This window comes from Pseudomonas sp. AP3_22 TE3818 (assembly GCF_053628995.1).
In genome coordinates this window covers 3,372,826-3,392,460 of the sequence record NZ_JBRJHL010000001.1, presented here as the reverse complement: position 1 = coordinate 3,392,460, position 19,635 = coordinate 3,372,826, and the positions used below count along the sequence as shown (strand labels likewise).

At 62.3% G+C, this 19,635-nt stretch carries 18 protein-coding genes; 11 read left to right on the top strand and 7 right to left on the bottom strand.

The window, feature by feature from the left end; translation table 11 throughout:
- Positions 1-46 precede the first annotated feature (46 nt).
- The 6 genes from AB7M25_RS15265 to AB7M25_RS15240 form a co-directional block, all read right to left on the bottom strand.
- Entirely contained in the window at positions 47-1,093 is a 1,047-nt protein-coding gene (locus tag AB7M25_RS15265) for a CobW family GTP-binding protein (RefSeq protein ID WP_429389662.1), read from the bottom strand.
- A complete protein-coding gene (locus tag AB7M25_RS15260) occupies positions 1,090-1,725 on the bottom strand; it encodes a UbiX family flavin prenyltransferase (RefSeq protein ID WP_429389661.1) in 636 nt (211 codons plus the stop codon). The genes AB7M25_RS15265 and AB7M25_RS15260 overlap by 4 nt, the downstream gene beginning before the upstream one ends.
- Positions 1,722-3,107: a UbiD family decarboxylase gene (locus AB7M25_RS15255; protein WP_454237559.1), complete on the bottom strand. Its 1,386-nt coding sequence runs from the start codon at positions 3,105-3,107 to the stop codon at positions 1,722-1,724. The genes AB7M25_RS15260 and AB7M25_RS15255 overlap by 4 nt, the downstream gene beginning before the upstream one ends.
- Positions 3,108-3,248: 141 nt before the next feature.
- Positions 3,249-4,154 (bottom strand): amidohydrolase family protein, encoded by a 906-nt coding sequence (locus AB7M25_RS15250; protein WP_053158646.1) that lies wholly within the window; start codon positions 4,152-4,154, stop codon positions 3,249-3,251.
- Between the two features lie 4 nt (positions 4,155-4,158).
- Positions 4,159-5,088, bottom strand: coding sequence for an amidohydrolase family protein (locus tag AB7M25_RS15245; protein ID WP_429389657.1), 930 nt, complete (start codon positions 5,086-5,088; stop codon positions 4,159-4,161).
- Between the two features lie 330 nt (positions 5,089-5,418).
- Positions 5,419-6,309 (bottom strand): LysR substrate-binding domain-containing protein, encoded by an 891-nt coding sequence (locus AB7M25_RS15240; protein ID WP_429389655.1) that lies wholly within the window; start codon positions 6,307-6,309, stop codon positions 5,419-5,421.
- Positions 6,310-6,427: 118 nt separating this feature from the next.
- Between AB7M25_RS15240 and AB7M25_RS15235 the strand changes: the two genes are divergently transcribed.
- The 4 genes from AB7M25_RS15235 (at position 6,428) to AB7M25_RS15220 (ending at position 10,821) form a co-directional block, all read left to right on the top strand.
- On the top strand, positions 6,428-6,892 hold the full coding sequence (locus tag AB7M25_RS15235; protein ID WP_218473734.1) for a (2Fe-2S)-binding protein: 465 nt from the start codon (positions 6,428-6,430) through the stop codon (positions 6,890-6,892).
- A complete protein-coding gene (locus AB7M25_RS15230) occupies positions 6,892-9,096 on the top strand; it encodes a molybdopterin cofactor-binding domain-containing protein (RefSeq protein WP_454237558.1) in 2,205 nt (734 codons plus the stop codon). The genes AB7M25_RS15235 and AB7M25_RS15230 overlap by 1 nt, the downstream gene beginning before the upstream one ends.
- A gap of 5 nt (positions 9,097-9,101) precedes the next feature.
- Positions 9,102-9,992: a LysR substrate-binding domain-containing protein gene (locus AB7M25_RS15225; protein ID WP_429389649.1), complete on the top strand. Its 891-nt coding sequence runs from the start codon at positions 9,102-9,104 to the stop codon at positions 9,990-9,992.
- Positions 9,993-10,215: 223 nt separating this feature from the next.
- On the top strand, positions 10,216-10,821 hold the full coding sequence (locus AB7M25_RS15220) for a class I SAM-dependent DNA methyltransferase (RefSeq protein ID WP_454237557.1): 606 nt from the start codon (positions 10,216-10,218) through the stop codon (positions 10,819-10,821).
- Between the two features lie 484 nt (positions 10,822-11,305).
- Here AB7M25_RS15220 and AB7M25_RS15215 read toward each other — a convergent pair whose 3' ends face one another.
- On the bottom strand, positions 11,306-12,199 hold the full coding sequence (locus AB7M25_RS15215; protein WP_454237556.1) for a helix-turn-helix domain-containing protein: 894 nt from the start codon (positions 12,197-12,199) through the stop codon (positions 11,306-11,308).
- A gap of 118 nt (positions 12,200-12,317) precedes the next feature.
- Between AB7M25_RS15215 and AB7M25_RS15210 the strand changes: the two genes are divergently transcribed.
- The 7 genes from AB7M25_RS15210 (at position 12,318) to AB7M25_RS15180 (ending at position 19,566) form a co-directional block, all read left to right on the top strand.
- On the top strand, positions 12,318-13,601 hold the full coding sequence (locus AB7M25_RS15210) for an acyl-CoA dehydrogenase family protein (protein ID WP_429561375.1): 1,284 nt from the start codon (positions 12,318-12,320) through the stop codon (positions 13,599-13,601).
- Between the two features lie 65 nt (positions 13,602-13,666).
- Positions 13,667-14,800, top strand: coding sequence for a saccharopine dehydrogenase family protein (locus AB7M25_RS15205; protein ID WP_429561376.1), 1,134 nt, complete (start codon positions 13,667-13,669; stop codon positions 14,798-14,800).
- Between the two features lie 21 nt (positions 14,801-14,821).
- Complete coding sequence (locus AB7M25_RS15200) at positions 14,822-16,378, top strand: AMP-binding protein (protein WP_429519087.1); 1,557 nt, start codon at positions 14,822-14,824, stop codon at positions 16,376-16,378.
- 94 nt (positions 16,379-16,472) lie between these two features.
- Positions 16,473-17,711 carry a thiolase family protein gene (locus AB7M25_RS15195; protein ID WP_454237555.1) on the top strand — a complete coding sequence of 413 codons (1,239 nt, stop codon included), beginning with the start codon at positions 16,473-16,475 and terminating at the stop codon, positions 17,709-17,711.
- A 31-nt stretch (positions 17,712-17,742) separates the two neighbouring features.
- Positions 17,743-18,537 (top strand): SDR family NAD(P)-dependent oxidoreductase, encoded by a 795-nt coding sequence (locus AB7M25_RS15190; RefSeq protein ID WP_454237554.1) that lies wholly within the window; start codon positions 17,743-17,745, stop codon positions 18,535-18,537.
- 30 nt (positions 18,538-18,567) lie between these two features.
- Positions 18,568-18,969, top strand: coding sequence for a hypothetical protein (locus AB7M25_RS15185; protein WP_454237553.1), 402 nt, complete (start codon positions 18,568-18,570; stop codon positions 18,967-18,969).
- Positions 18,970-19,089: 120 nt separating this feature from the next.
- Complete coding sequence (locus AB7M25_RS15180; RefSeq protein ID WP_095966183.1) at positions 19,090-19,566, top strand: 2,4'-dihydroxyacetophenone dioxygenase family protein; 477 nt, start codon at positions 19,090-19,092, stop codon at positions 19,564-19,566.
- Positions 19,567-19,635: the final 69 nt, after the last annotated feature.

Here is a 19,635-nt window from a genome sequence, read left to right as displayed (position 1 = left end):
CATTCATGTGCCCGGAACCGCCATCCACCGGCTCCGATGCCTTTTTTCAGCCTGCCAGGCAGGCGGCAAAGCCCAGGTTCAGGGCTGCGCGGTCCAGGTCGCGGCCGATGAACACAATCTTGCTGGAGCGCGGTTCGTTGCCCCAGGACGTCGATGCACGGAACTCCACCAGGCTATGCACCCCTTGCAGGACATAGCGCTGGTCCTGATCGGCCACCGCGAGCACGCCTTTCATGCGGTACAGGTTGTCGGCCTGTTCTGTGCGCAGCTTTGTGATCCAGCGGTGGAAGTCGCCCAGGTTGACCGCGCCATCCACGGCGATGCCTACCGACGACACGCTTGCGTCGTGGTCATGATCCGGGCCGTCATGATCGTGATGAGGCTCATCGGCGTGATGGTCGTGCTCGGCACCGATTTCCATGAGTTTTTGCGTGGACTCGAAGGCACCGATGCCGAGGATTTTCGACAAGTCGATCTCGGCGTAGCTGGAGGTCACCAGATCCGCCGTGGCGTTCAGGCCCCGGATCTTGTCGGTCAGGGACGCCACGTCGGCGGCGCTGACCAGATCGATCTTGTTGATGACGATGCGGTCGGCGCAGACGATCTGGTCCACCGCCTGGTTGTCTACACCATCGAGCTGCAGGTCTTCCAGATGCTGGGCGATGTGCTTGGCATCAACCATGGTGACGATGGCGTCGAGTTCTACTTCATCGGCAATCGGATCGTTGATGAAAAAACTTTGTGCCACCGGATACGGGTCGGCCAGGCCGCTGGTTTCGATCAGGATATGGTCGAGCCGCACCGGGCGCGCCACCAGTTCACGGACGATACGCACCAGGTCTTCGCGGACCTCGGCGGTGCAGCACACGCAGCCGTTGACCATCTCGTAGATTTCTTCGGTTTCGGAACTGAGCACCAGGTCGCCGTCGATGCCGACTTCGCCGAATTCGTTCTCGATCACGGCGATCTTGCGCCCGTGGTTTTCCTTGAGGATGTAGTTGAGCAGGGTGGTTTTACCAGCGCCGAGGAAGCCTGTGAGGATGGTCACCGGGATTTTGGTGTTCGGGGTCGGGGCGTTGAATGGAGTGTTCATGCGATGCTCCTTGATGACTGAATGGTCGGAGTGCTCCCACCTGTTTTGTATTTGGCTGGAGGCTTGTTGGGTTCTCCCCAGCGCAACGCGGTCCCGGCGTCGAGGCCGAACAGGTCGAGGATACGGCCGAGGCTGTGATCGACCATTTGCGCAAGGTCTTGCGGGCGGGCGTAAAAGGCCGGGACGGGCGGGGCGATGATCCCGCCCATCTCGGTGACGGCGGTCATGTTGCGCAGGTGGGCGAGGGTCAACGGGGTTTCCCGCGCCATCAGCACCAGGGTGCGACGCTCCTTGAGGGTGACGTCGGCTGCGCGACCGATCAGGCCCGATGAGGTGCCGGTGGCGATTTCCGCCAGGGTGCGCATGGAACAGGGCGCAACCACCATGCCCAGGCAGCGGAACGAACCGCTGGCGATCCCGGCGGCCACGTCATCGGTGCGGTGGTAATGGCTGGCCAGTGCGGTGACGTCGGCCAGTTTGTAGTCGGTTTCGTGGGCCATGGTCAGCAGTGCGGCGCGGCTGATGACCAGGTGGCTTTCGATGTCCAGTTGGGCGAGCAATTGCAGCAGGCGCACGCCGTAGATGAAACCCGATGCACCGCTGATGCCGACCACCATGCGCTGGCGGTTCATGATTGCAGGCCTGCGAGCAGTTGGCGGGCACGCTCGACCACGTCCTGGTCCAACTGCGCCTTGATCCCGTCGAAGCCTGAACCGCGAGTGGCGTCCAGGCCCATGCGCGAGGTGGTGCCGTTGATGGAGGACGACGGGTCCAGCGGGCTGCCGGGCAAGCCGTCGATGACGAAGATGTCTTGGTGCGGCTGGAAGTGCGTGGCCAGCGCCCAGAGCACCTGGCTGTCGTCGCTGATGTCGATGTCGCTGTCCACCGCGATCACGGTTTTCAGGTACGGGTCCCAACCGAGCAGCGCGAGCATGATCTGCCGCGCTTCGCCGTCGCGGCTCTGGTCCAGGGCGACGTAGCAGTGAAAATGGGTGCCGGAATTGGGGTAGTGTACGGCGGTGACGGCCGGGAAGCGTGCCTTGAGTTTCTCGCTCATCTCCGCTTCCCGTGGCAGCCGCGCCAGGGTCAGGTGTTCGGCGTAGCGCCCGCCAACCACGTCCACCAGCCAGGCATCCTTGCGCCGCATCAGGGTGTCGACCCGCAGCACATTGTTGGTCGAGCGATCCGAGGAGTACCCGCTGAACTCACCGAACGGGCCTTCTTCGGCATAGGCTGTCGGATCAATGGCGCCTTCCAGTACAAACTCCGCAAAAGCCGGAACGCCGATGCCGTAGCGCGGGGTTTTCACCAGTGCCAGCGGCGCGCCGAACAAACCGCCCGCCACCTCGCGCTCATCGCTGCCGAACGGCAAGCGTGCCGCCGCGGCGAGCATGAACAGCGGGTGTGCGCCAACCACCATGGCCACGCGCAATTCTTCTCCGCGCTCCCGGGCGGTTTGTAGCATGCGCCACAGGTGACCACGTGAATGCAGGCTGGTGGCGAGGGTCTGCCGGGCATGGCGCATCGAGCGGTGATAGCTCATGTTGGCGATGCCGGTGACCGGATCTTCGGCAATGATGATCGCGTTGGTGATGTAGGGGCCGCGATCACTGTCGAAATGCTTGAGCATCGGCAGCAGTGCGAGGTCCACGGCTTCGCCCTCGAAGATTTCATCGAGCACCGGACCGGTTTCCACGTAGCGTGGGGCGATGGGGTTGTTGGCGCGTTTTTGGAACGTCTCGTGCAATTGCGCCGGGGCAACGCCGAACATCCGGGCGATGCGGGTGCGGGAGGCGAACAGGTTGGTGGCTACCGGCAAACCGAAGTTGCCGACTTTTTCGCAGATCAGCAGCGGATCGCGGCCCTGGGTGGCCAGGGTATCGACCAGGGCGGTGACGTCCTGATCGGCTGAAAGGGACTGCCGGACGGTGAGCACATCGTCCGGGTATTGCCGGCGATAGGCGTCTAGAAAGTCGTGAAAATCCTGGGTATCGCCGAGCGTGGAGAGGGTCATGGTTTCACCTCATGAAAAGCAGTGCTGTGCGTACCTGTGGGAGCGGGCTTGCTCGCGAAAGCGGTGGATCAGTCACCATCGTTGTTGAATGACACTCCGCTTTCGCGAGCAAGCCCGCTCCCACAAGGGTTATGCGTGAACCTAGAGGTACGTCGTGGTCAGACGAATGTCCGCCTCGATCAGGTCCTTGGGCGGTGGCGTCGGTTCGATGCCGCACAACCGGGCGATGTTGTTGCCCAGGTAGTCCTCAAGGTGATCCTCATCGATGCCCAGGCCTTGCGGCGCCGGCGAGCACAACACTTCCAATTCACGCAGCCACATGCCTGGTTCGTTCGGTGGCGAGTCGGTGCCGAATACGATCTTGTTGCGCGGCAGATCCTTGGCGAACTCGACGATCCGCGACTGGAAACACCAGCCGGATTCGCAGTACACGTTTGGCGTATCCATGGCCATCCAGAACGCTTCGAACGAGTAGTTGCCGCCAGTCTGGATACCGAAGTGACCGATGATGAAATTGACCATCGGGAACTCACGGATGATCGGGTAGAACATCGTCGGGATGGTGTAGGGCCCGTCGCCGGTGTGGATCAGCACCACGATGTTGTACTTGGCGCAGACTTTCATCGCCGGACGCAGCCAGTCCAGCGCCCGGTCCGGACGATAGCCGTGCATGTTGGCGTGCAGCTTGAGCATCTTGAAACCGTATTCCTTGATGTGGAATTCCAGCTCGGCCGCACCGTTTTCCGGGCCCCAGCGCGGGTTGAAGTTGAAGTTGCCGATGAAGCGATCCGGGTACTTCACGCACAGTTCGGCGACATAGGACATGTAGTCGCGCACGCCCTCGCGCCCCCGGCGGTTGCCGTCGCGATAACCGGTGTTGCCCGGTGGCGGCTGGATGAAGCCCATGTCGATGCGACGCGGCTTGCCGTTGATCATGTACGGGCCGTCCATCAGCTTGAGCATGCGCTCGCCGGTGAAGGGTTCGCCGGTGTGGCGCCAGGCCTCGTCGACCAGATTGGTGGGGTGCAGATGGGTATCGATAATCATCGGTTCAGCTCCTGGCCAGTTGCGTGGTGACGGGGCGCTTGAGCTGCGCCTCTGCTTCGGAAACGGAACGGGGCGGCGGGGTCGGTTCGAGGCCGATCATTCGTGCGGTGTTGTTGCCCAGGTACGCTTCCAGGGTGTCCTCATCGAGGTTCAAACCCTGCGGCGGTTCGTGGCACAACACTTCGAGCAGACGCAGCCACATGCCCGGCTCATTCGGCGGGGTGTCGGTACCGAAGAGGATTTTGTGGGTCGGCAGGACCTTGGCGAACTCGACGATCCGCGATTGCAGGCACCAGCCCGATTCGCAGTAGACGTTGGGCAACTCCATCGCCCACTGCATCGGTTCGAACACGTAGACGCCACCGGTCTGTACGCCGAAGTGGGCCATGATGAAATCGACGTTGGGGAACTCCTTGATCATCGGCACCCATTCCGACGGGATGCTGTAGGGCCCGTCGCCGGTGTGCAGCTTGACCGGGATGCCCAGCTCGGCGCATTTCTCAAAGGCCGGGCGTACCCAGTCCAGGGCGCGGTCCGGACGGTAGGCGTGCATGTTGGCCTGCATCTGCACCATCTTGAAGCCATGTTCCTTGACGTAGCGCTCGATCGCCTCGACGCCGTTTTCCACGCCGCAGCGCGGGTTGTAGACGAAGCAGCCGATGAAGCGGTCCGGGTAGGTCTGGACCATTTTCAGGGTGTAGGCCATGTAGGCGTCGATGGACTCGCGACCGGTCAGGTCGCCGTCGGTCCAGGTGTAGATGGTGTTGCCCTGGGGGGGCTGGATGAAGGCTTTGTCGATGCGGCGAGGTTTGCCGTTGACCATGTACGGGCCATCCATCATCTCCAGTAGACGCTCGCCGGTGAACGGGTCACCGTCATGCCTCCAGGCGAGGTCCACGAGATCCGTGGGATAGCAGCTGATATCGATGATCATTGAAGTCGATCTCCTGATAGCGGGGGTAGGGAACCTTGCGGTTCACAGCAGCCACGTCCCGGGCAATCGGCCATTTCTATGCGCAAAGACTCACGCATTCCCTCGCCTGGTCGCATCCGGCTCGGGACGCTGGCTGCTTGGGGGGAAGTATTGGAAGGGGGTGTCGGGTTCGTACAATATTAATTGGGCGAGGGGTTGATATGTGTTCGATATGAGGAGAAGGGGGGGGGATGTACCGGCCTCTTCGCGAGCAAGCCCGCTCCCACATTTGACTGCATTCCACGTGGAGAAACGCGATCGAATGTGGGAGCGGGCTTGCTCGCGAAAACGTCAGAGCTGTGTACGCAAAGCCAACTGCTTGACCGCCTCAACCACCGGCGCCACCCGCTCGGCCTGCCCCGGTGGCCACACCGCGTACAGGTTGTAATGCGCGGCAATCTGCGCATCGTTCAACACCACCAACCGCCCGCTGCGCAATGCGTCCGCCGCCAGCAAACCGCGCACCAGTCCTGCACCGACTCCTGCTTCGGCAGCCGCGATCAGATTGGCCGCGTTATCAAACACCACCCTTGCCGGCGGCTCATTGGGCTCCATGCCAACGGCATCCAGCCACGGAATCCACGAGCGCCGCGTGTACCCCAAAAGCGGCAGCTCAAGGATCTGCGCCGGACTCAACGGCAGTTGCAAACCATGGCGCTCAAGCAGCGCAGGTGACGCCACCGCCATCACCCGATCCCCGCAGATTTGCGTCATCTCGCAGTCTTCCCATTCGCCATAACCGTAGCGCAAGGCCAGGTTCACGCGCTCGAACGCGCTGCGATCCGAGCGCGGCATCGACAGCAGCACCACCTCATGATCGGGCAACAGATCCAGCAACTGCGGCAAGCGCGGATTGAGCCAGCTCTGGGCCAACTCACTGTCGACATCCAGGGTCAGGCGTTGCGCTACGCTGCGGTTTTTTACCGAAGACAACGCCCGGTCGATCTGCGCCAATCCGTCGGACAGCACACTGGCGAACAGTTGTCCGGCGTCGGTGAGGTTGCTGCCACCGCCTTCGCGCACGAACAGCGGCTGGCCGATGAAGTCTTCAAGGGCGCGGATTTGCTGACTGATGGCGCTGTGGGTCAGGTCCAGTTTGCGCGCCGCGCTGGAGAAGCTGCCGCTGCGGGCCGCCTGGATGAACGCACTCATGGACTGCACCGACGGGTATCGCTTGTACATGCTGTTAGTCCTACTTACACAGGATGGCAGAAATCGTCGCTGGCCCCGTTTGCACAAGGCTTCCAATAATCGATCACCAGGCCTGCACAAAGACGGGCCGCTCTCTTGGAGCCTGACAATGATCGAATTCACGGTAAACGGCGAACGACGCGAGCTGGCAGAGACATCGCCCTCCATGCCCTTGTTATGGGTGTTGCGTGACCACTTGAAACTCACCGGCACCAAGTTCGGCTGCGGCATGGGCCTGTGCGGTGCCTGCACCGTACACCTGGACGGTGTCGCGGTGCGCTCCTGCCAGCTGCCGGTCGCCGCCGTGGCGGGGCACAGCATCACCACCATCGAAGGCTTGTCACCGACTGAGCAGCATCCGCTGCAACTGGCCTGGGTTGCCGAAGATGTGCCGCAATGCGGTTACTGTCAATCGGGGCAGATCATGTCCGCCGCCGCGTTGCTCAATACAGGTGCCGCGGTGACCGACGACTCGATCCGCAATGCCATGTCCGGCAACCTGTGCCGCTGCGGCACTTACGGGCGGATCACCAAAGCGATCAAGCGCGCGGCCAACGCGCCGAAGGAGGCGTGATGACGATCTCCCCGATGGATGTTTCGCGGCGTTTGTTTCTCAAGCAAAGCGCAACCGTAACCTGCGGTCTGGCCATTGCCTTTTACCTGCCTTCGAGCCTGGCCGCGACTGACCGGAAAGCCCCGGCAACCGCCGGTGAGTTCGAACCCAACGCTTGGGTGCGAATCCTGCCTGACGGCACGGTGAAACTGGTGGTGCACAAGCACGACTCCGGTACCGGAACGCACACGGCCTTGGCCGCCTGCGTGGCCGAGGAACTGGACGTCAACCCGATGACCGTGCAAGTGATCTCGCCGGAAAACCCGTTCTTCGAAACCTACATTCACCCGGTCTGGAAAGTCTTCTCCACCGGCGGCAGCACCAGCGTCTCGCTGGAATACGACCGCCTGCGCATGGCCGGTGCTACGGCCCGGGCGTTGCTGATCGCGGCGGCTGCCAAACAGTGGAAAGTCAGCCCCGACAGCTGCATCACTGAAGAAGGCCGTGTGGTTCATGGGGCGAGCAAACGCAGCCTCGGCTACGGCGAACTGGTGGGCGTCGCCGCGCATCTGCCGGCCCCGGCCAAGGTTTTGCTCAAGGATCCGGCGCAGTTCAAGTACATCGGCAAGCTGCGGCACAAGCGCGATGCCCAGGCCAAGGTCTGCGGACGCTTCAAATACAGCATCGATGTAGTGCTGCCGGACATGCTGGTGGCGGTGATTCAGCGCGCTCCCGTACTGGGGGCGAGCGTTGTGTCGGTGGACAGCGCGGCTGCGTTGCAGGTGCCGGGCGTGCACAAGGTGATCAAGGTGCCGGGGCGTCCCGATGTGCTCGGCGGCAACGTCGAAGGCGTGGCGGTATTGGCGCGCAGCTACTGGGCCGCGCACCAGGGGCGCGAATTGCTCAAGGTGCAGTGGAGCGACTCGCCGCTGGCGGGTTTCGACAGTGATGAACTGGCCAAGGCCCAGGCTGCGGCGCTGGACGACAACGGCGCACAACGGGTGTCCGCGATGGCGGAGGGTGATGTGAACGCACAATGGCCGGGTGCCGCAAAGCTGCTCGAAGCCGATTACCGCATGCCCTACAAGGTGCAGAACCCGCTTGAGCCAATCTGCATCACCGCGCAGGTCAAGGACAACGCCATCACCTATTGGGGCGGGGTGCAGGTGCCGTCATCGGCGCTGGAAGCGGCGCAAGTCATATGCAAGTTCACCAAGGACAAAGTCACCATCAACGAACTGGTGTCCGGTGGCAGCTTCGGAGCGCGGGAGGCCAAATACTGGTTGTTCGAAGTGGCCTACCTGGCACAGCAAGCCAAGGTACCGGTGAAACTGATGAACAGCCGCGAAGACGAAATGCGCTCATTGTTCATGCACCCGGCCACGCTGCACCGGGCCAAAGGTGCACTGGATGCGCAGGGCCGCTTGACCGCGATGCAGCTTGACGCGGTGTCGCCGGCCTCGCCGGAGCAGTGGGAGCCTGGCTATTTCGAGCGCCCCGACAAAATGGACTACAGCACCACGGAAGCTATCACCGCGTGGGATTTCGCCTATCGTCCGGCCAACCTCGACCTGACGTGGGTCAGGCACGAGAGTCAGGTGCCCAGCGGTTGGTATCGCTCGGTGAGTTTCATCCCCAATGTATTCGCCGTGGAAAGCTTCATGGATGAACTGGCCCATGCCGCCGGGCAAGACCCGTTGGCCTTTCGCCTGGCCAACATGCAGGACCGGCCACGGCATGTCGCTGTTTTGAAAAGCGCCGCCGAACGCGCCGGTTGGGGCCAGCCGCTGCCAGAGGGCACGGCGCTGGGAATCGCCACCAATCAGGGTTACACCAGCTTCATTGCGGTGGTCGCGCGCCTGTCGCAAAAGGAAGGCGTGATCAAGGTCGAGAAGCTCACCTGCGTGGTCGATTGTGGCCTGACGGTGTCGCCCGGCGGCGTTGAAGAGCAGATCTACGGCGGCTTGATGTGGGGGCTCGGCCACGCGTTGTTCGACCGGATGGACATCAAACAGGGCAGGGTGGTACAGAGCAACTTCCACGATTACCGGGTGACGCGCATGTCGGATATGCCGGCGGTGGACATCCTGCTGGTCGACGGCGATCCGGCCAAGCCCGGTGGCGTCGGCGAACTGGGCAGCCCGTCGGTGGCCCCGGCCATTGCCAATGCCTTGTTCAGCCTGACTGGGGTGCGCCAGCGCTCTACACCACTGAACCTGGGATAACGGGCATGGACTTGCGCTTACTGAGGTACTTCATGGCCCTGGCCGAAGAGCTGCATTTCGGCCGGGCCGCCAACCGATTGCATATCTGCCAGCCACCCCTGAGCCAGCAGATTCGTCTGCTGGAGGAGGAACTGGGCACGCCGTTGTTCGAACGCAGCCATCACCGGGTCGAATTGACCGCCGCCGGGCAGATGCTCAAAGAACAGGCACCACTGGTGTTCGAACAACTCAACCGCGCGCTGGACCTGACGCGCCAGACCGGCCGTGGCCAGTTGGGCGAACTGGAAATCGGCATGATCAGCTCGGTGATGGTCGGGGTGCTGCCACGGGCCTTGCACCTGTTTCGCGAGCGTTATCCGCAAGTGAACTGGCGTCTGCATGAGATGACCCCGGCAGCGCAGGTCAAGGCGCTCAAGGAAAAACGCATCGACGCCTGCGTGTTCCGGGTCGGCTATGACGACCCGCAGTTGCGCAATGAACTGCTGATCTACGAACCGATCCGGGTGGTCATGCCGGTCGATCATCCGTTGGCAAAGCGTGAAACCCTGGCACCGTCGGATCTGGCTCAGCAGCCGTTCGTCGCCTTGGAACTGAAGCAATCGCGGTTCGCCGATTTTCTCTTCCAGTGCTGCATCCAGGCCGGGTTCACCCCGCAGATCCGCCAGCAGGTGATCGAGGTGCAAACCTTGCTCAGCCTGGTGCGGGCAGGTTTCGGCGTGGCGTTGCTGCCGGCATCCATCGAGCAATTGGCGCCGGCGGGCCTGGTATTCCGGCGCCTGACCCCGGCGTTGCCGGAGGTGCCGCTGTACGTCACGTACCGTGCGGATGACGATTCGCCGGTGCTCAAGCTATTTCTCGATACGTTGCGAGAGCTGGTGTTACAGGACGCTCAATAACCGTTGTACCCGTAGGAGCTCGGTTTCAGATTTACGTACCAATCCACGCGAGAGTTTCAAGTTTACCTTCACAAAAGGGACAGGCTGTGTAGGGATTCCAGATACGAGATTTAACATAATATACATTATGCGTACTAACAGGTATTCCACACAGGCCATCTCCCAGGTACATTTCAAATCCCAGCCACATCCCTCGACCACATCCGCCCCAGGATTGTCCCTCATGCATGAAGCAGCCCATCAGATCATCGATCTCTACGAACGTCACGCTCAAACATGGGATCGTGTTCGCTCGCGGCGTCTGGTCGAACAATCCTGGCTGGATCGTTTTCGCCAGGCCATGCCGGTTGCGGCTGGTCATGTCCTCGACATTGGCTGTGGCTGTGCCGAACCCATGGCTGGTTACTTGATCGGCGCGGGACACCCTGTGTCTGGCATTGATTCGTCCATGGCGATGATCGCCTTGTGTCGGCAACGTTTTGCGCAGCACGATTGGCATGTGGCCGACATGCGCCAATTGGCGCTTGGACAGCGTTACGCTGGCATTCTGGCGTGGGACAGTTTCTTTCACCTGACGCCTGAGGATCAGCGTCGAATGTTCCCGATTTTCCAGGCCCATGCCCAACCTGGTGCCGCTCTGATGTTTACCAGCGGAACGGCCCATGGCATTGCGTTGGGCAGCTTCGAGGGTGAAACGCTTTATCATGCCAGCCTGGACCACGATGAATATGTTGCGTTGCTCAATGCCCATGGTTTTAGCGTCGTTGAGCAAACAACGGAAGATCCGGCTTGTGGTGGGCATACGATCTGGTTGGCTGTTTTCGGTTAGAAACGTCCTTTTGCCCTGCTCGTTTATATAGCTGAATATTATAATTAAACTAAACAACTATTTAGTTGAGTTATGTTCAGACGGAATCCTGATCGTATTCGACCAGCGCGGGCAATCTGCTTCCAACCCCCTCTCCCTCCATTTCGCTGGCGCCGCCATAGATCCGGCACCCTGGCTCTCAAGATAGTACCGAGCCACCGTGAAGCCCTCCGCCCCCCCAACGTTGGGGGGCCGCAAAAACTTGGCTGCATTATTTTCAACACATGACAATCCGTTGCGCCCTTCACGTTCGCGAACAGGTGAGCCTATGAAAATAATAATAATGCTGTGTGTCATTGCATCGCTGACTGCGATGCTGGTAACCATCACCCCGATCAGGGAAGTCTGGCTGCAATCGCGCTATCTGCCAGACGATCCATGCAAATCCCATCCATACACCTGCTTCAGGCCTGCGGTGAGTTTCGCCTCGCTGCACTGACCGCTCTCAGCCGCGACCGACACCGGACCGGGCGCGAAACTGGGCCGGCGTGGTTCCGTGGGCCGTCTTGAAGGCGGCTGTCAGGTGGCTTTGTGTACTGAAACCGCACTCCAGCGCGACATGCAGGATGGGCAGCTCCGTTTGCATGAGCAGTTCGCGCGCGTGCTCGAGCCGCAGGTTCATCACATACCGGTGCGGTGCAATGCCCATGGCATTGTCGAACAGCCGGCGAAAATGCGCCGGGCTGACCCCGGCCCGGGTCGCCAGCTGGCTGATCGACAAGTCTTCGGCCAGGTGCTCGCGCATGTAAGCCACCACCGATTGCAGGCGCGCTAGTTGAATATGCGGCGGGTTGATCGAACCCAGGGTCTGCAGGCGTAGCGCACGGCATACCTGTTCGAGCATCACCGCCGCCAACCGCGCCATGAATCCCTGGTCGGCCTGTTTTCCCATATTCAGCTCATCGAGCAGCTGCCGGGCTGCGGCACTGACCAGTGCGTCGCTGAAGGCCAGCGGTGCCTGGGTCCTGGCACAGCACTCCAGCAACTGGCCAAACACACCGTCACTGCGCTCGGGAATGTAGAACACCGCGAAGTCCACGCTGCCCGAGTAGCGCCAATGGGTTGCGCAGTGGGCCGGCATCAGCATCGACATGCTGGGCAAGGTGCTCAGGCGCGACGTCTCGTCCGTGCCCTCTTCCACCCGCGAACCACCGAATTGAGTGAGCAGGGTCATGACCCCCACCGGAGGCATGTCGAGGTCTGTTTCGTGCAGAAAATAGCGCTCGGCATGCAGCGGCATCTGGTTGCACACCAGGCCACCGACCATGGGCAGCCCCAACACTTCATGGACTTTCTGTTGCGGCGTCACCGGCGCTCCCTGATGAGCAGATTTTGACAAATATGTCCCCTTTTCCAGTGAGTTGTCGATCCCGGGAAGAACAATCATGGCGTCCATGTTCCAGCCCCCACGCGGTCGATTGCGTGGGTTCGTTCCTTCCTCGGATGAGCAAGCGCCAATGATCACATTACATGACACCTTGCAGTTGCCCGCCGTTGGCCTGACGGGTTTTGAAACGCCATTGAGCGAAGAAGAAGCGGCCATCCAGCAATCGGTGCATCAGTTCGCCAGGAACGTGCTGCGCCCGGTCGGCCAGGCCCTCGACAAGATGCAAGCGGCCGATGTCTGCGCGCCCGGCTCGCCCTTCTGGTCGGTGTTCGCCCAAGCGGCACAGCTGGGCCTGGACCCGGAACTGCTGACGCAGTTTCCCGCCGAAACCGCCGTGCGCCTGGAGTCGCTGATTGGCGAGGAAATGGGCTGGGGCGATGCCGGCCTGGCCGTTTCCCTGGCGGTCGCCGGCTTCCCGCTGCGCATGGCAAAGGCCGTGGGCAATCAGGAGCTGGTGGAACTGTGCCAGGGCAAGATCGGCTGCTGGATGATCACTCATCCGGACAAGGGCAGCGACATCATGGTCTATGACATGAAGCGCGAATGGCCCCAGGGTCAGTCCGGCAATAAGGGCACCCTCACGGCCAGAGTCGGCAAGGACGAGATCGTCCTCAACGGCCAGTGCTCGGCCTGGGTCTCCAACGGGGCCGTGGCGCAGGTGGCGCTGGCCTACATCACCGCCGACTATGGCGACGGCTTTTTCGACGCCGACGGCCGCCCCAACGGTGTCGCCGTGATCGTGCCCCTGGACCTGCCCGGCGTATCGCGCGGCAAGCCGCTGGACAAGATCGGCCAGCGCTCGCTGCCCCAGGGCGAAGTCTATTTCGACAACGTGAAGATACCTGCACGCTTCGCCATCGCCGGCAAGGATCAATACTACGGCAACCAGTCCTCGGCCTGGTCCTACGCCGGCACGCACATGTCCCAGGTGTTCACCGGGGTGGCGCGCGCGGCGTTCGAAATGGCCTTGCAGTACTGCCATGAACGCAAACAAGGCGGTCAGTTGCTGATCGACCATCAGCTCACGCGCTATCGACTGGGCGACATGCTGCGTCAGGTCGAACTGGCACGCGCGGTGGCCCGACGTTCCCTGGCGTTCGCCCGCCTGTCGCCGCAGAGCCATCCCTACGCCACGGCGTCGGCCAAGGTGACCGTCACTGAAGCCTGCATAAAGGTCGCCAATGAAGCGCTGCAGCTGTTCGGCGGTGCCGGCACTTCCCGTGAATACCCGATCGAGAAGATTTTCCGCGATGCCCGCGCCGCCCTGATCGAAGACGGCGAGAACTCCATCATCACCATGCGTGTTGGCCTGTTGTGCCAACAGCTTTATGCCGAAGGCTGGTCGCAGTACTGACCCCGGCCCTGCCCCTCCCCCCCAAAAAAAACCAACAACCTTTTAAAAACAAGAGAGACACGAAAATGGCTAAATATCCCGTCGTCGTTTATGGCGCCAGTGGCTACACCGGCATGCTCACCATGGACTGGCTGATCGACCAGAACATCCCTTTCACCGCCGTGGCACGCAATGCCGGACGCGTGCACGAGATGATGGCCCAGCGCGTGGTGCGCCTGGAGTCGGCCACCTATGAAGTCATCGAAGCCGAACACACGGTCGAGGCGCTGACCGAGGCGTTCCGTGGCGCCAAGGTGGTCTGCAACACCGTCGGCCCGTTCGTCAAATTCGGCCTGACCACGGTCGAGGCCGCGCTCAAGGCCGGCTGCCATCACCTGGATACCACCGGTGAGCAAAGCTACATGCGCGAAGTGCGGGAGAAGTTCGGCAAGCTCTATGCCCAGGCCGGCCTGCTGGTCTCGCCATCGTTGTCCTACATGTTCACCTACGCGGAAATCGCCGCCGAACTGGCCCTGGAAACACCAGGCATCGACGCCCTGGAAACCTCGACCCTGTGCCGTGGCCCGCGCGGAGTCGGTGCCGGTGTGACCGTGGGCTCGACCGCCTCGATCTTCGAGATGTACCGCGCCGAGCAATGCTATCTATGGGAGAAAAAACTGGTCCCGCATGCCGTCGGCACCTCCTTCAGCATTCCTTCGCCTGACTTCCTGCAGCCGGTCTTTGCCCTGCCATGGGGCGGCACCTCATTGCCGGTGTATTTCGAGAACGACCCGCGCGTGCGCTCCTGTGTCTCCTGCGTCGGCTTCTACGACAACGACGTGATGAAGATGGTGCATGGCCTGGGCCAGAAGTGGGACGCCGAATACAAACACCTGCCGACAGAGCATCAGGATGAGGTGCTCAAGCAGATCGTGCAGTCGACCACGCCGAGCATGCCACCGCGCGAGCGCACCACCACCGTGCGCATGGTCGACACCGCCATCGGCCGCGGCCAGCTTTCGGCCGTGCGGGCCACCGTGCATGGCACCACCGCTTACATCGCCACCGGGGCCTTGCAGGTTGCCGCCGCGATCAAGCTGATCGATGGCGAAACCGACAAGGTCGGCTTCGCTTCCGGCTCCAAGGCATTCGGGCATCGCTACCTGCTGGGCTTCCTGGAAGAGCGTGGCCTGGCACGGGCCACGGTTACCCAGCTCTGATCGACGGCACGGGAGTCCTTCATGGCCATCATTGATTTCTACGACCGCGGCTGGGGTTTGAACCCGGACGGCATCGCCTATATCCAGGGCGCGCGGTCCTACACCTTCGAGGAAGTGGGCGCGTTGTCCTGTCGCATCGCTAACACCCTGCTGGCCCTGGGCTTGCCCAAGGAAACCAAGGGCGCGGTGTGGTCGGCCAACGACGTCACCGCCTGGGCCTGCACCCTGGGCCTGTGGCGCGCCAACATGACCTGGATACCAGTCAATGCGCGCAATTCGGCGCAAGAGAACCACTACATCCTCGATGCGTTCGATTGCGAGGTGATGTTCTACCAGGACGAGTTCGCCGCGATCATCGACGACCTGCGTCCGTCGCTGCCGAAGATCCGGCACTGGGTCTGCATCGATGCCGAAGGTCGCGATGCGCCGTCGCTGCAACGCTGGAGCGCGGAGCAGCCCTCGACCCGTCCTGAAGTCAGCTACGACATGGACGACGTGATCATGCTCTCGCCCACGGGCGGCACCACCGGCATGCCCAAGGGGGTGATGAATACGCACCGCAGTACGCAGACTTTCATCGCCCACTTCATGCTGGCCTGCGCCTACCGCAATGGCGAGACACCGGTGAACCTGGCCGCCGCGCCCATGACCCACACCGCCGGTCTGCTGGCCGTGCCGTGCACCGCCCAGGGCGGCACGGTGGTCGTGGTGACCAGGCCCGACCCTGCGGTGATGCTCGGCGCGATCATGCAGCACAAGGTCACCGAGTTTTTCCTGCCGCCGACGGTGATCTACAAGCTGCTGGAAATGCCCGGCATCGAGACGCTCGACCTGTCATCGGTCAAGTACCTGATGTACGGCGCGGCCCCCATGTCGGTGCAGAAACTGAAAAAGGCCATCGAGGTGTTCGGCCCGATTATGGCCGGCGGTTACGGCCAGACCGAAGCCCCGGCCAGCATCGCCTTCCTGCGCCCCGACGAGCACCTGGTCGACGGCCAGCTGGCCGGCGACGAGCGCCTGTCATCGGTTGGCCGTCCCTACCCGCTGATTCGCGTGGAGGTGATGGACGATGACCAACGGATCCTGCCACGCGGTGCCACCGGCGAGATCTGCGTGCGCGGCGACCTGGTCATGAAGGGCTACTACAAACAGCCGGACAAGACCGCCGAAACCCTCATCGACGGCTGGCTGCACACCGGCGACATCGGCCACATCGACGCCGAAGGCTACCTGCACCTGACCGACCGCAAGAAGGACATGATCATTTCCGGCGGCTTCAACGTGTACCCCAGCGAAGTCGAGCAAGTGCTGTGGAGCCATCCGGCGGTACAGGACTGCGCGGTGATTGGTGTACCGGACGAGAAATGGGGCGAAGCGGTCAAGGCCGTGGTCGAACTCAACCCCGGCCTGAGCGTCAGCGCCCAGGCACTGATCGATTTGTGCAAGGAACGGCTGGGCCACGTCATGGCGCCCAAGTCGGTCGACTTCGTCGACAGCCTGCCGCGCAGCCCGGTGGGCAAGGTGTTGAAGAAAGACCTGCGCCAGCCCTATTGGCAAAACCTGGATCGAAACATCTGACGCCTGTAACCGGCCCCGGCCTGCATCGGCGACTGCGCCCGGTGCAGGCCCTGGGCCCTCCGATTGCTTCCCTGACTCATCACAAGGAATTTTCATGAGCACCGTCTATATCGCCGGCATCGCCATGACCGTCTTCGGCCGACACCTCGAACGCAGCCTCGATGACCTGGCGCGCGAAGCGCTCAATGGCGCATTGCAGGATGCCGGGTGCCGTACCGAAGACCTGGGCATCGCCTTTTATGCCGGCATGACCAATGGCCCGCTGCAAGGCCAGATCGCCATCCCTGGCCAGGTCGTACTGAGCAAGGTCGGCATCGAAGGCATCCCCATCTACAACATCGAAAACGCCTGCGCCTCGGGCAGTGCCGCCTTCAACCTGGCCGTGCAGAGCCTCAGGGCCGGCACCACCGACGTGGCGCTGGCGATCGGTGCCGAGAAGATGAACATCGCCGACAAGCTCAAGGCCCTCTCGATTTTCGAGGCAGGCTGGGACATCTCCCGCGCCGAGCAGAACTACCAGACCCTGGTGCAAATGGGCGAAGGGGTCGAAGTGCCCGAAGGCAGCGAATCGGACAAACCCTACAGCAAGTTCATGGCCATCTACGCTGCGATGTGCCGACACCACATGAGTACCTATGGCACCACTCAACGGCAGATTGCCGCGGTGTCGGCGAAGAACCATACCCACTCGGTGCACAACCCTTACTCGCAATTCCGAAAACCTTTCAGCATCGAAGAGATCCTGGCGGCGCCGCCCATCACTTACCCGATCACCCTGCCGATGTGCGCCCCTCTGTCCGACGGCGCTGCCGCCGCCATTCTCTGCACCGAGGAAGGCCTCAATCGCATCGGTGCCGACAAGACCCGTTGCATCAAGGTCGCGGCCAGCGTCATCCGCAGTTTCAGCAACCGTCGCCTCGATCAGCCCGAGCTCCACGTCGGGCGCCTGGCCGCCAGAATGGCCTATGAACAGGCCGGCCTCGGCCCCCGCGACATGCACGTGGCCGAGGTGCACGACGCCTCGGCCATGGGCGAAATCATCCAGGTGGAGAACCTCGGCTTCGTCGCTCCCGGCGAAGGCGGCCCGGCCGCCGAACGTGGCGAGTTCACCCTGGGCGGGCGCGTTCCGGTCAACACCTCCGGCGGTCTCGAATCCAAGGGCCATCCGCTGGGCGCCACCGGCATCGGCCAGCTCTATGAACTGGTGACCCAGTTGCGCGGCGAAGCCGGCAAGCGCCAGGTCGAAGGCGCGCGGCACGCCATACAGGAAAACGGCGGCGGCCTGCAGGGCGTCGAAGAAGCGGCGGTGGCGATTCATATCCTGAGCAAGTAGTCGCCCCCCTGCCAATCAAGAGGTAGCGAAGATGTTCAACAACAAAGTGGTGGTGATCAGCGGTGCCGGCTCCGGTATCGGCCGCGAACTGGCTGTGCAACTGGCCCGGGAGGGAGCGCTGCTGGCGCTCTCGGACATCGACCGTTCGAGCCTCGATGCCACTCTGGGATTGCTCCCTGAAGCGAGCCAGGCCCGGGGCTACACGCTGGATGTTTCGTCCTGGTCGGCATTCCAGGACCACGCCGAAGAGGTCATGCGCGATTTCGGCACGGTTCACTACGTCATCAACAATGCCGGCGCCACGGTGATCGGCACCGTGGCCAACACCAGCATCGAAGAGTTCGAGTGGCAACTGGGCATCAACCTGTGGGGCGTGCTGTACGGCACCAAGGCCTTCCTGCCGAGGATGCTGGCCCAGCGTGAAGGTTGCATCGTCAACATCTCCAGCGTGTTCGGCCTGCTCAGCTACCCCACACAAAGCGCCTACAACATGTCGAAGTTCGCCGTGCGCGGCCTGACCGAATGCCTCTGGGCCGAACTCAGGGGCAGCGGCGTGCGCGCGATCAGCGTCCACCCCGGCGGCATCAGGACCAACATCGAGCGGGCCGGCCGGCGCTGCAAGGCGGCAGGCGAGGAGGAAGCGAAGTTCGCCCGCCTGGCCGACAAGATGCTGCTGACCCCGCCCGCCGACTGCGCCGCCGACATCATCCACGGCATGCGCCACGGCAGCCGCCGGGTCATCACCGGCAACAAGTCCAGCACCCTGTTCTGGCTGAGCCGATTGTTCCCCAACCGCTACCCCACCCTGCTCAGGCTGCTGGGCTGAGCCTTGTCTGATCCTATTGAGGAGTACTCCATGTCCAACACTTACGCCCGCACCCTGTTCAGTATCGCCGCCGGCTTCAACATCCTGGCGGGCCTGCCCTTGCTGGTGGCCACGCAGCCGGTGGCCCAACTGATGGGCTTGGAGGTGACCCCGACCACCGGCCTGTTCATCCAGATCACCATGATCGTGGTGCTGATGTTCGGCTGGGCCTACTGGATGATCAGCCGCGACCCGGTGCGCTATCGCCCCTACATCGTGCTGGGGATCGCGCTGAAGATCCTCGTGGTCGCAGTCATCACCAGCCACTGGCTGGCGGGCACCATTGCCTGGCCGCTGCCGGCACTGGCGGCAAGCGACATCGTCTTTGCCCTGCTGTTCTGGCGCTACCTGAGCAGCACCCGTTCGGCGCAAGCCCTCTCGCAATTGCACTGATTGAAGACCGCGCGCATCGCCCACCCCCCTCGTCGCCGGGGGGGTAATTTCTGCCCGCTCCCGCACGATGCCACTCAGAACATCCACCTGCCGCCAACGGCCCATCCGAGGAGCACCACCATGCTGTATGAAAGCATCGATACCGCCGCCATCAACGCCGACGACCTGCCCTGGGTGCCTTTCGCGCCTTACAACGACGACGTGCTCATCAAGTACATCAAGTGCGATCCGGTGCGCGGCGAGGTCATTACCCTGCTCAAGGCACCCGCCAGCATGACCCTGCCCAAGCACCACCACTCCGGCACCGTGATCGTCTACACCATCAAGGGTGGCTGGAAGTACCTCGAACACGACTGGATCTCCACCGAAGGTGGCGTGGTGTTCGAGACGGCTGCCACCAGCCATACGCCCATCGGCCTGCCCGAGCACGGCGACGAGGTGATCACGTTCAACGTCACCCTTGGCGATCTCATGTACATGGACGAAAACGACAACATCGTCGCCATCGAGAACTGGAAGACCAGCGTGCAGCGCTACCTGGCCTACTGCGAGGCCAACGACATCCAGCCCAAGGACATCACCAGTTTCTCGGTCTGACCGATATTCGGCGCCCCTCCCCAAGGGGGGGCGCCCCACTCACTCCGCCAACAACAAGAACAGGAGTCT

Coding starts and splice junctions, on each gene's coding strand:
- AB7M25_RS15265 (WP_429389662.1), bottom strand. CDS start 1,093: ATGAACACTCCATTCAACGCCCCGACCCCGAACACCAAAATCCCGGTG.
- AB7M25_RS15260 (WP_429389661.1), bottom strand. CDS start 1,725: ATGAACCGCCAGCGCATGGTGGTCGGCATCAGCGGTGCATCGGGTTTC.
- AB7M25_RS15255 (WP_454237559.1), bottom strand. CDS start 3,107: ATGACCCTCTCCACGCTCGGCGATACCCAGGATTTTCACGACTTTCTA.
- AB7M25_RS15250 (WP_053158646.1), bottom strand. CDS start 4,154: ATGATTATCGATACCCATCTGCACCCCACCAATCTGGTCGACGAGGCC.
- AB7M25_RS15245 (WP_429389657.1), bottom strand. CDS start 5,088: ATGATCATCGATATCAGCTGCTATCCCACGGATCTCGTGGACCTCGCC.
- AB7M25_RS15240 (WP_429389655.1), bottom strand. CDS start 6,309: ATGTACAAGCGATACCCGTCGGTGCAGTCCATGAGTGCGTTCATCCAG.
- AB7M25_RS15235 (WP_218473734.1), top strand. CDS start 6,428: ATGATCGAATTCACGGTAAACGGCGAACGACGCGAGCTGGCAGAGACA.
- AB7M25_RS15230 (WP_454237558.1), top strand. CDS start 6,892: ATGACGATCTCCCCGATGGATGTTTCGCGGCGTTTGTTTCTCAAGCAA.
- AB7M25_RS15225 (WP_429389649.1), top strand. CDS start 9,102: ATGGACTTGCGCTTACTGAGGTACTTCATGGCCCTGGCCGAAGAGCTG.
- AB7M25_RS15220 (WP_454237557.1), top strand. CDS start 10,216: ATGCATGAAGCAGCCCATCAGATCATCGATCTCTACGAACGTCACGCT.
- AB7M25_RS15210 (WP_429561375.1), top strand. CDS start 12,318: ATGATCACATTACATGACACCTTGCAGTTGCCCGCCGTTGGCCTGACG.
- AB7M25_RS15205 (WP_429561376.1), top strand. CDS start 13,667: ATGGCTAAATATCCCGTCGTCGTTTATGGCGCCAGTGGCTACACCGGC.
- AB7M25_RS15200 (WP_429519087.1), top strand. CDS start 14,822: ATGGCCATCATTGATTTCTACGACCGCGGCTGGGGTTTGAACCCGGAC.
- AB7M25_RS15195 (WP_454237555.1), top strand. CDS start 16,473: ATGAGCACCGTCTATATCGCCGGCATCGCCATGACCGTCTTCGGCCGA.
- AB7M25_RS15190 (WP_454237554.1), top strand. CDS start 17,743: ATGTTCAACAACAAAGTGGTGGTGATCAGCGGTGCCGGCTCCGGTATC.
- AB7M25_RS15185 (WP_454237553.1), top strand. CDS start 18,568: ATGTCCAACACTTACGCCCGCACCCTGTTCAGTATCGCCGCCGGCTTC.
- AB7M25_RS15180 (WP_095966183.1), top strand. CDS start 19,090: ATGCTGTATGAAAGCATCGATACCGCCGCCATCAACGCCGACGACCTG.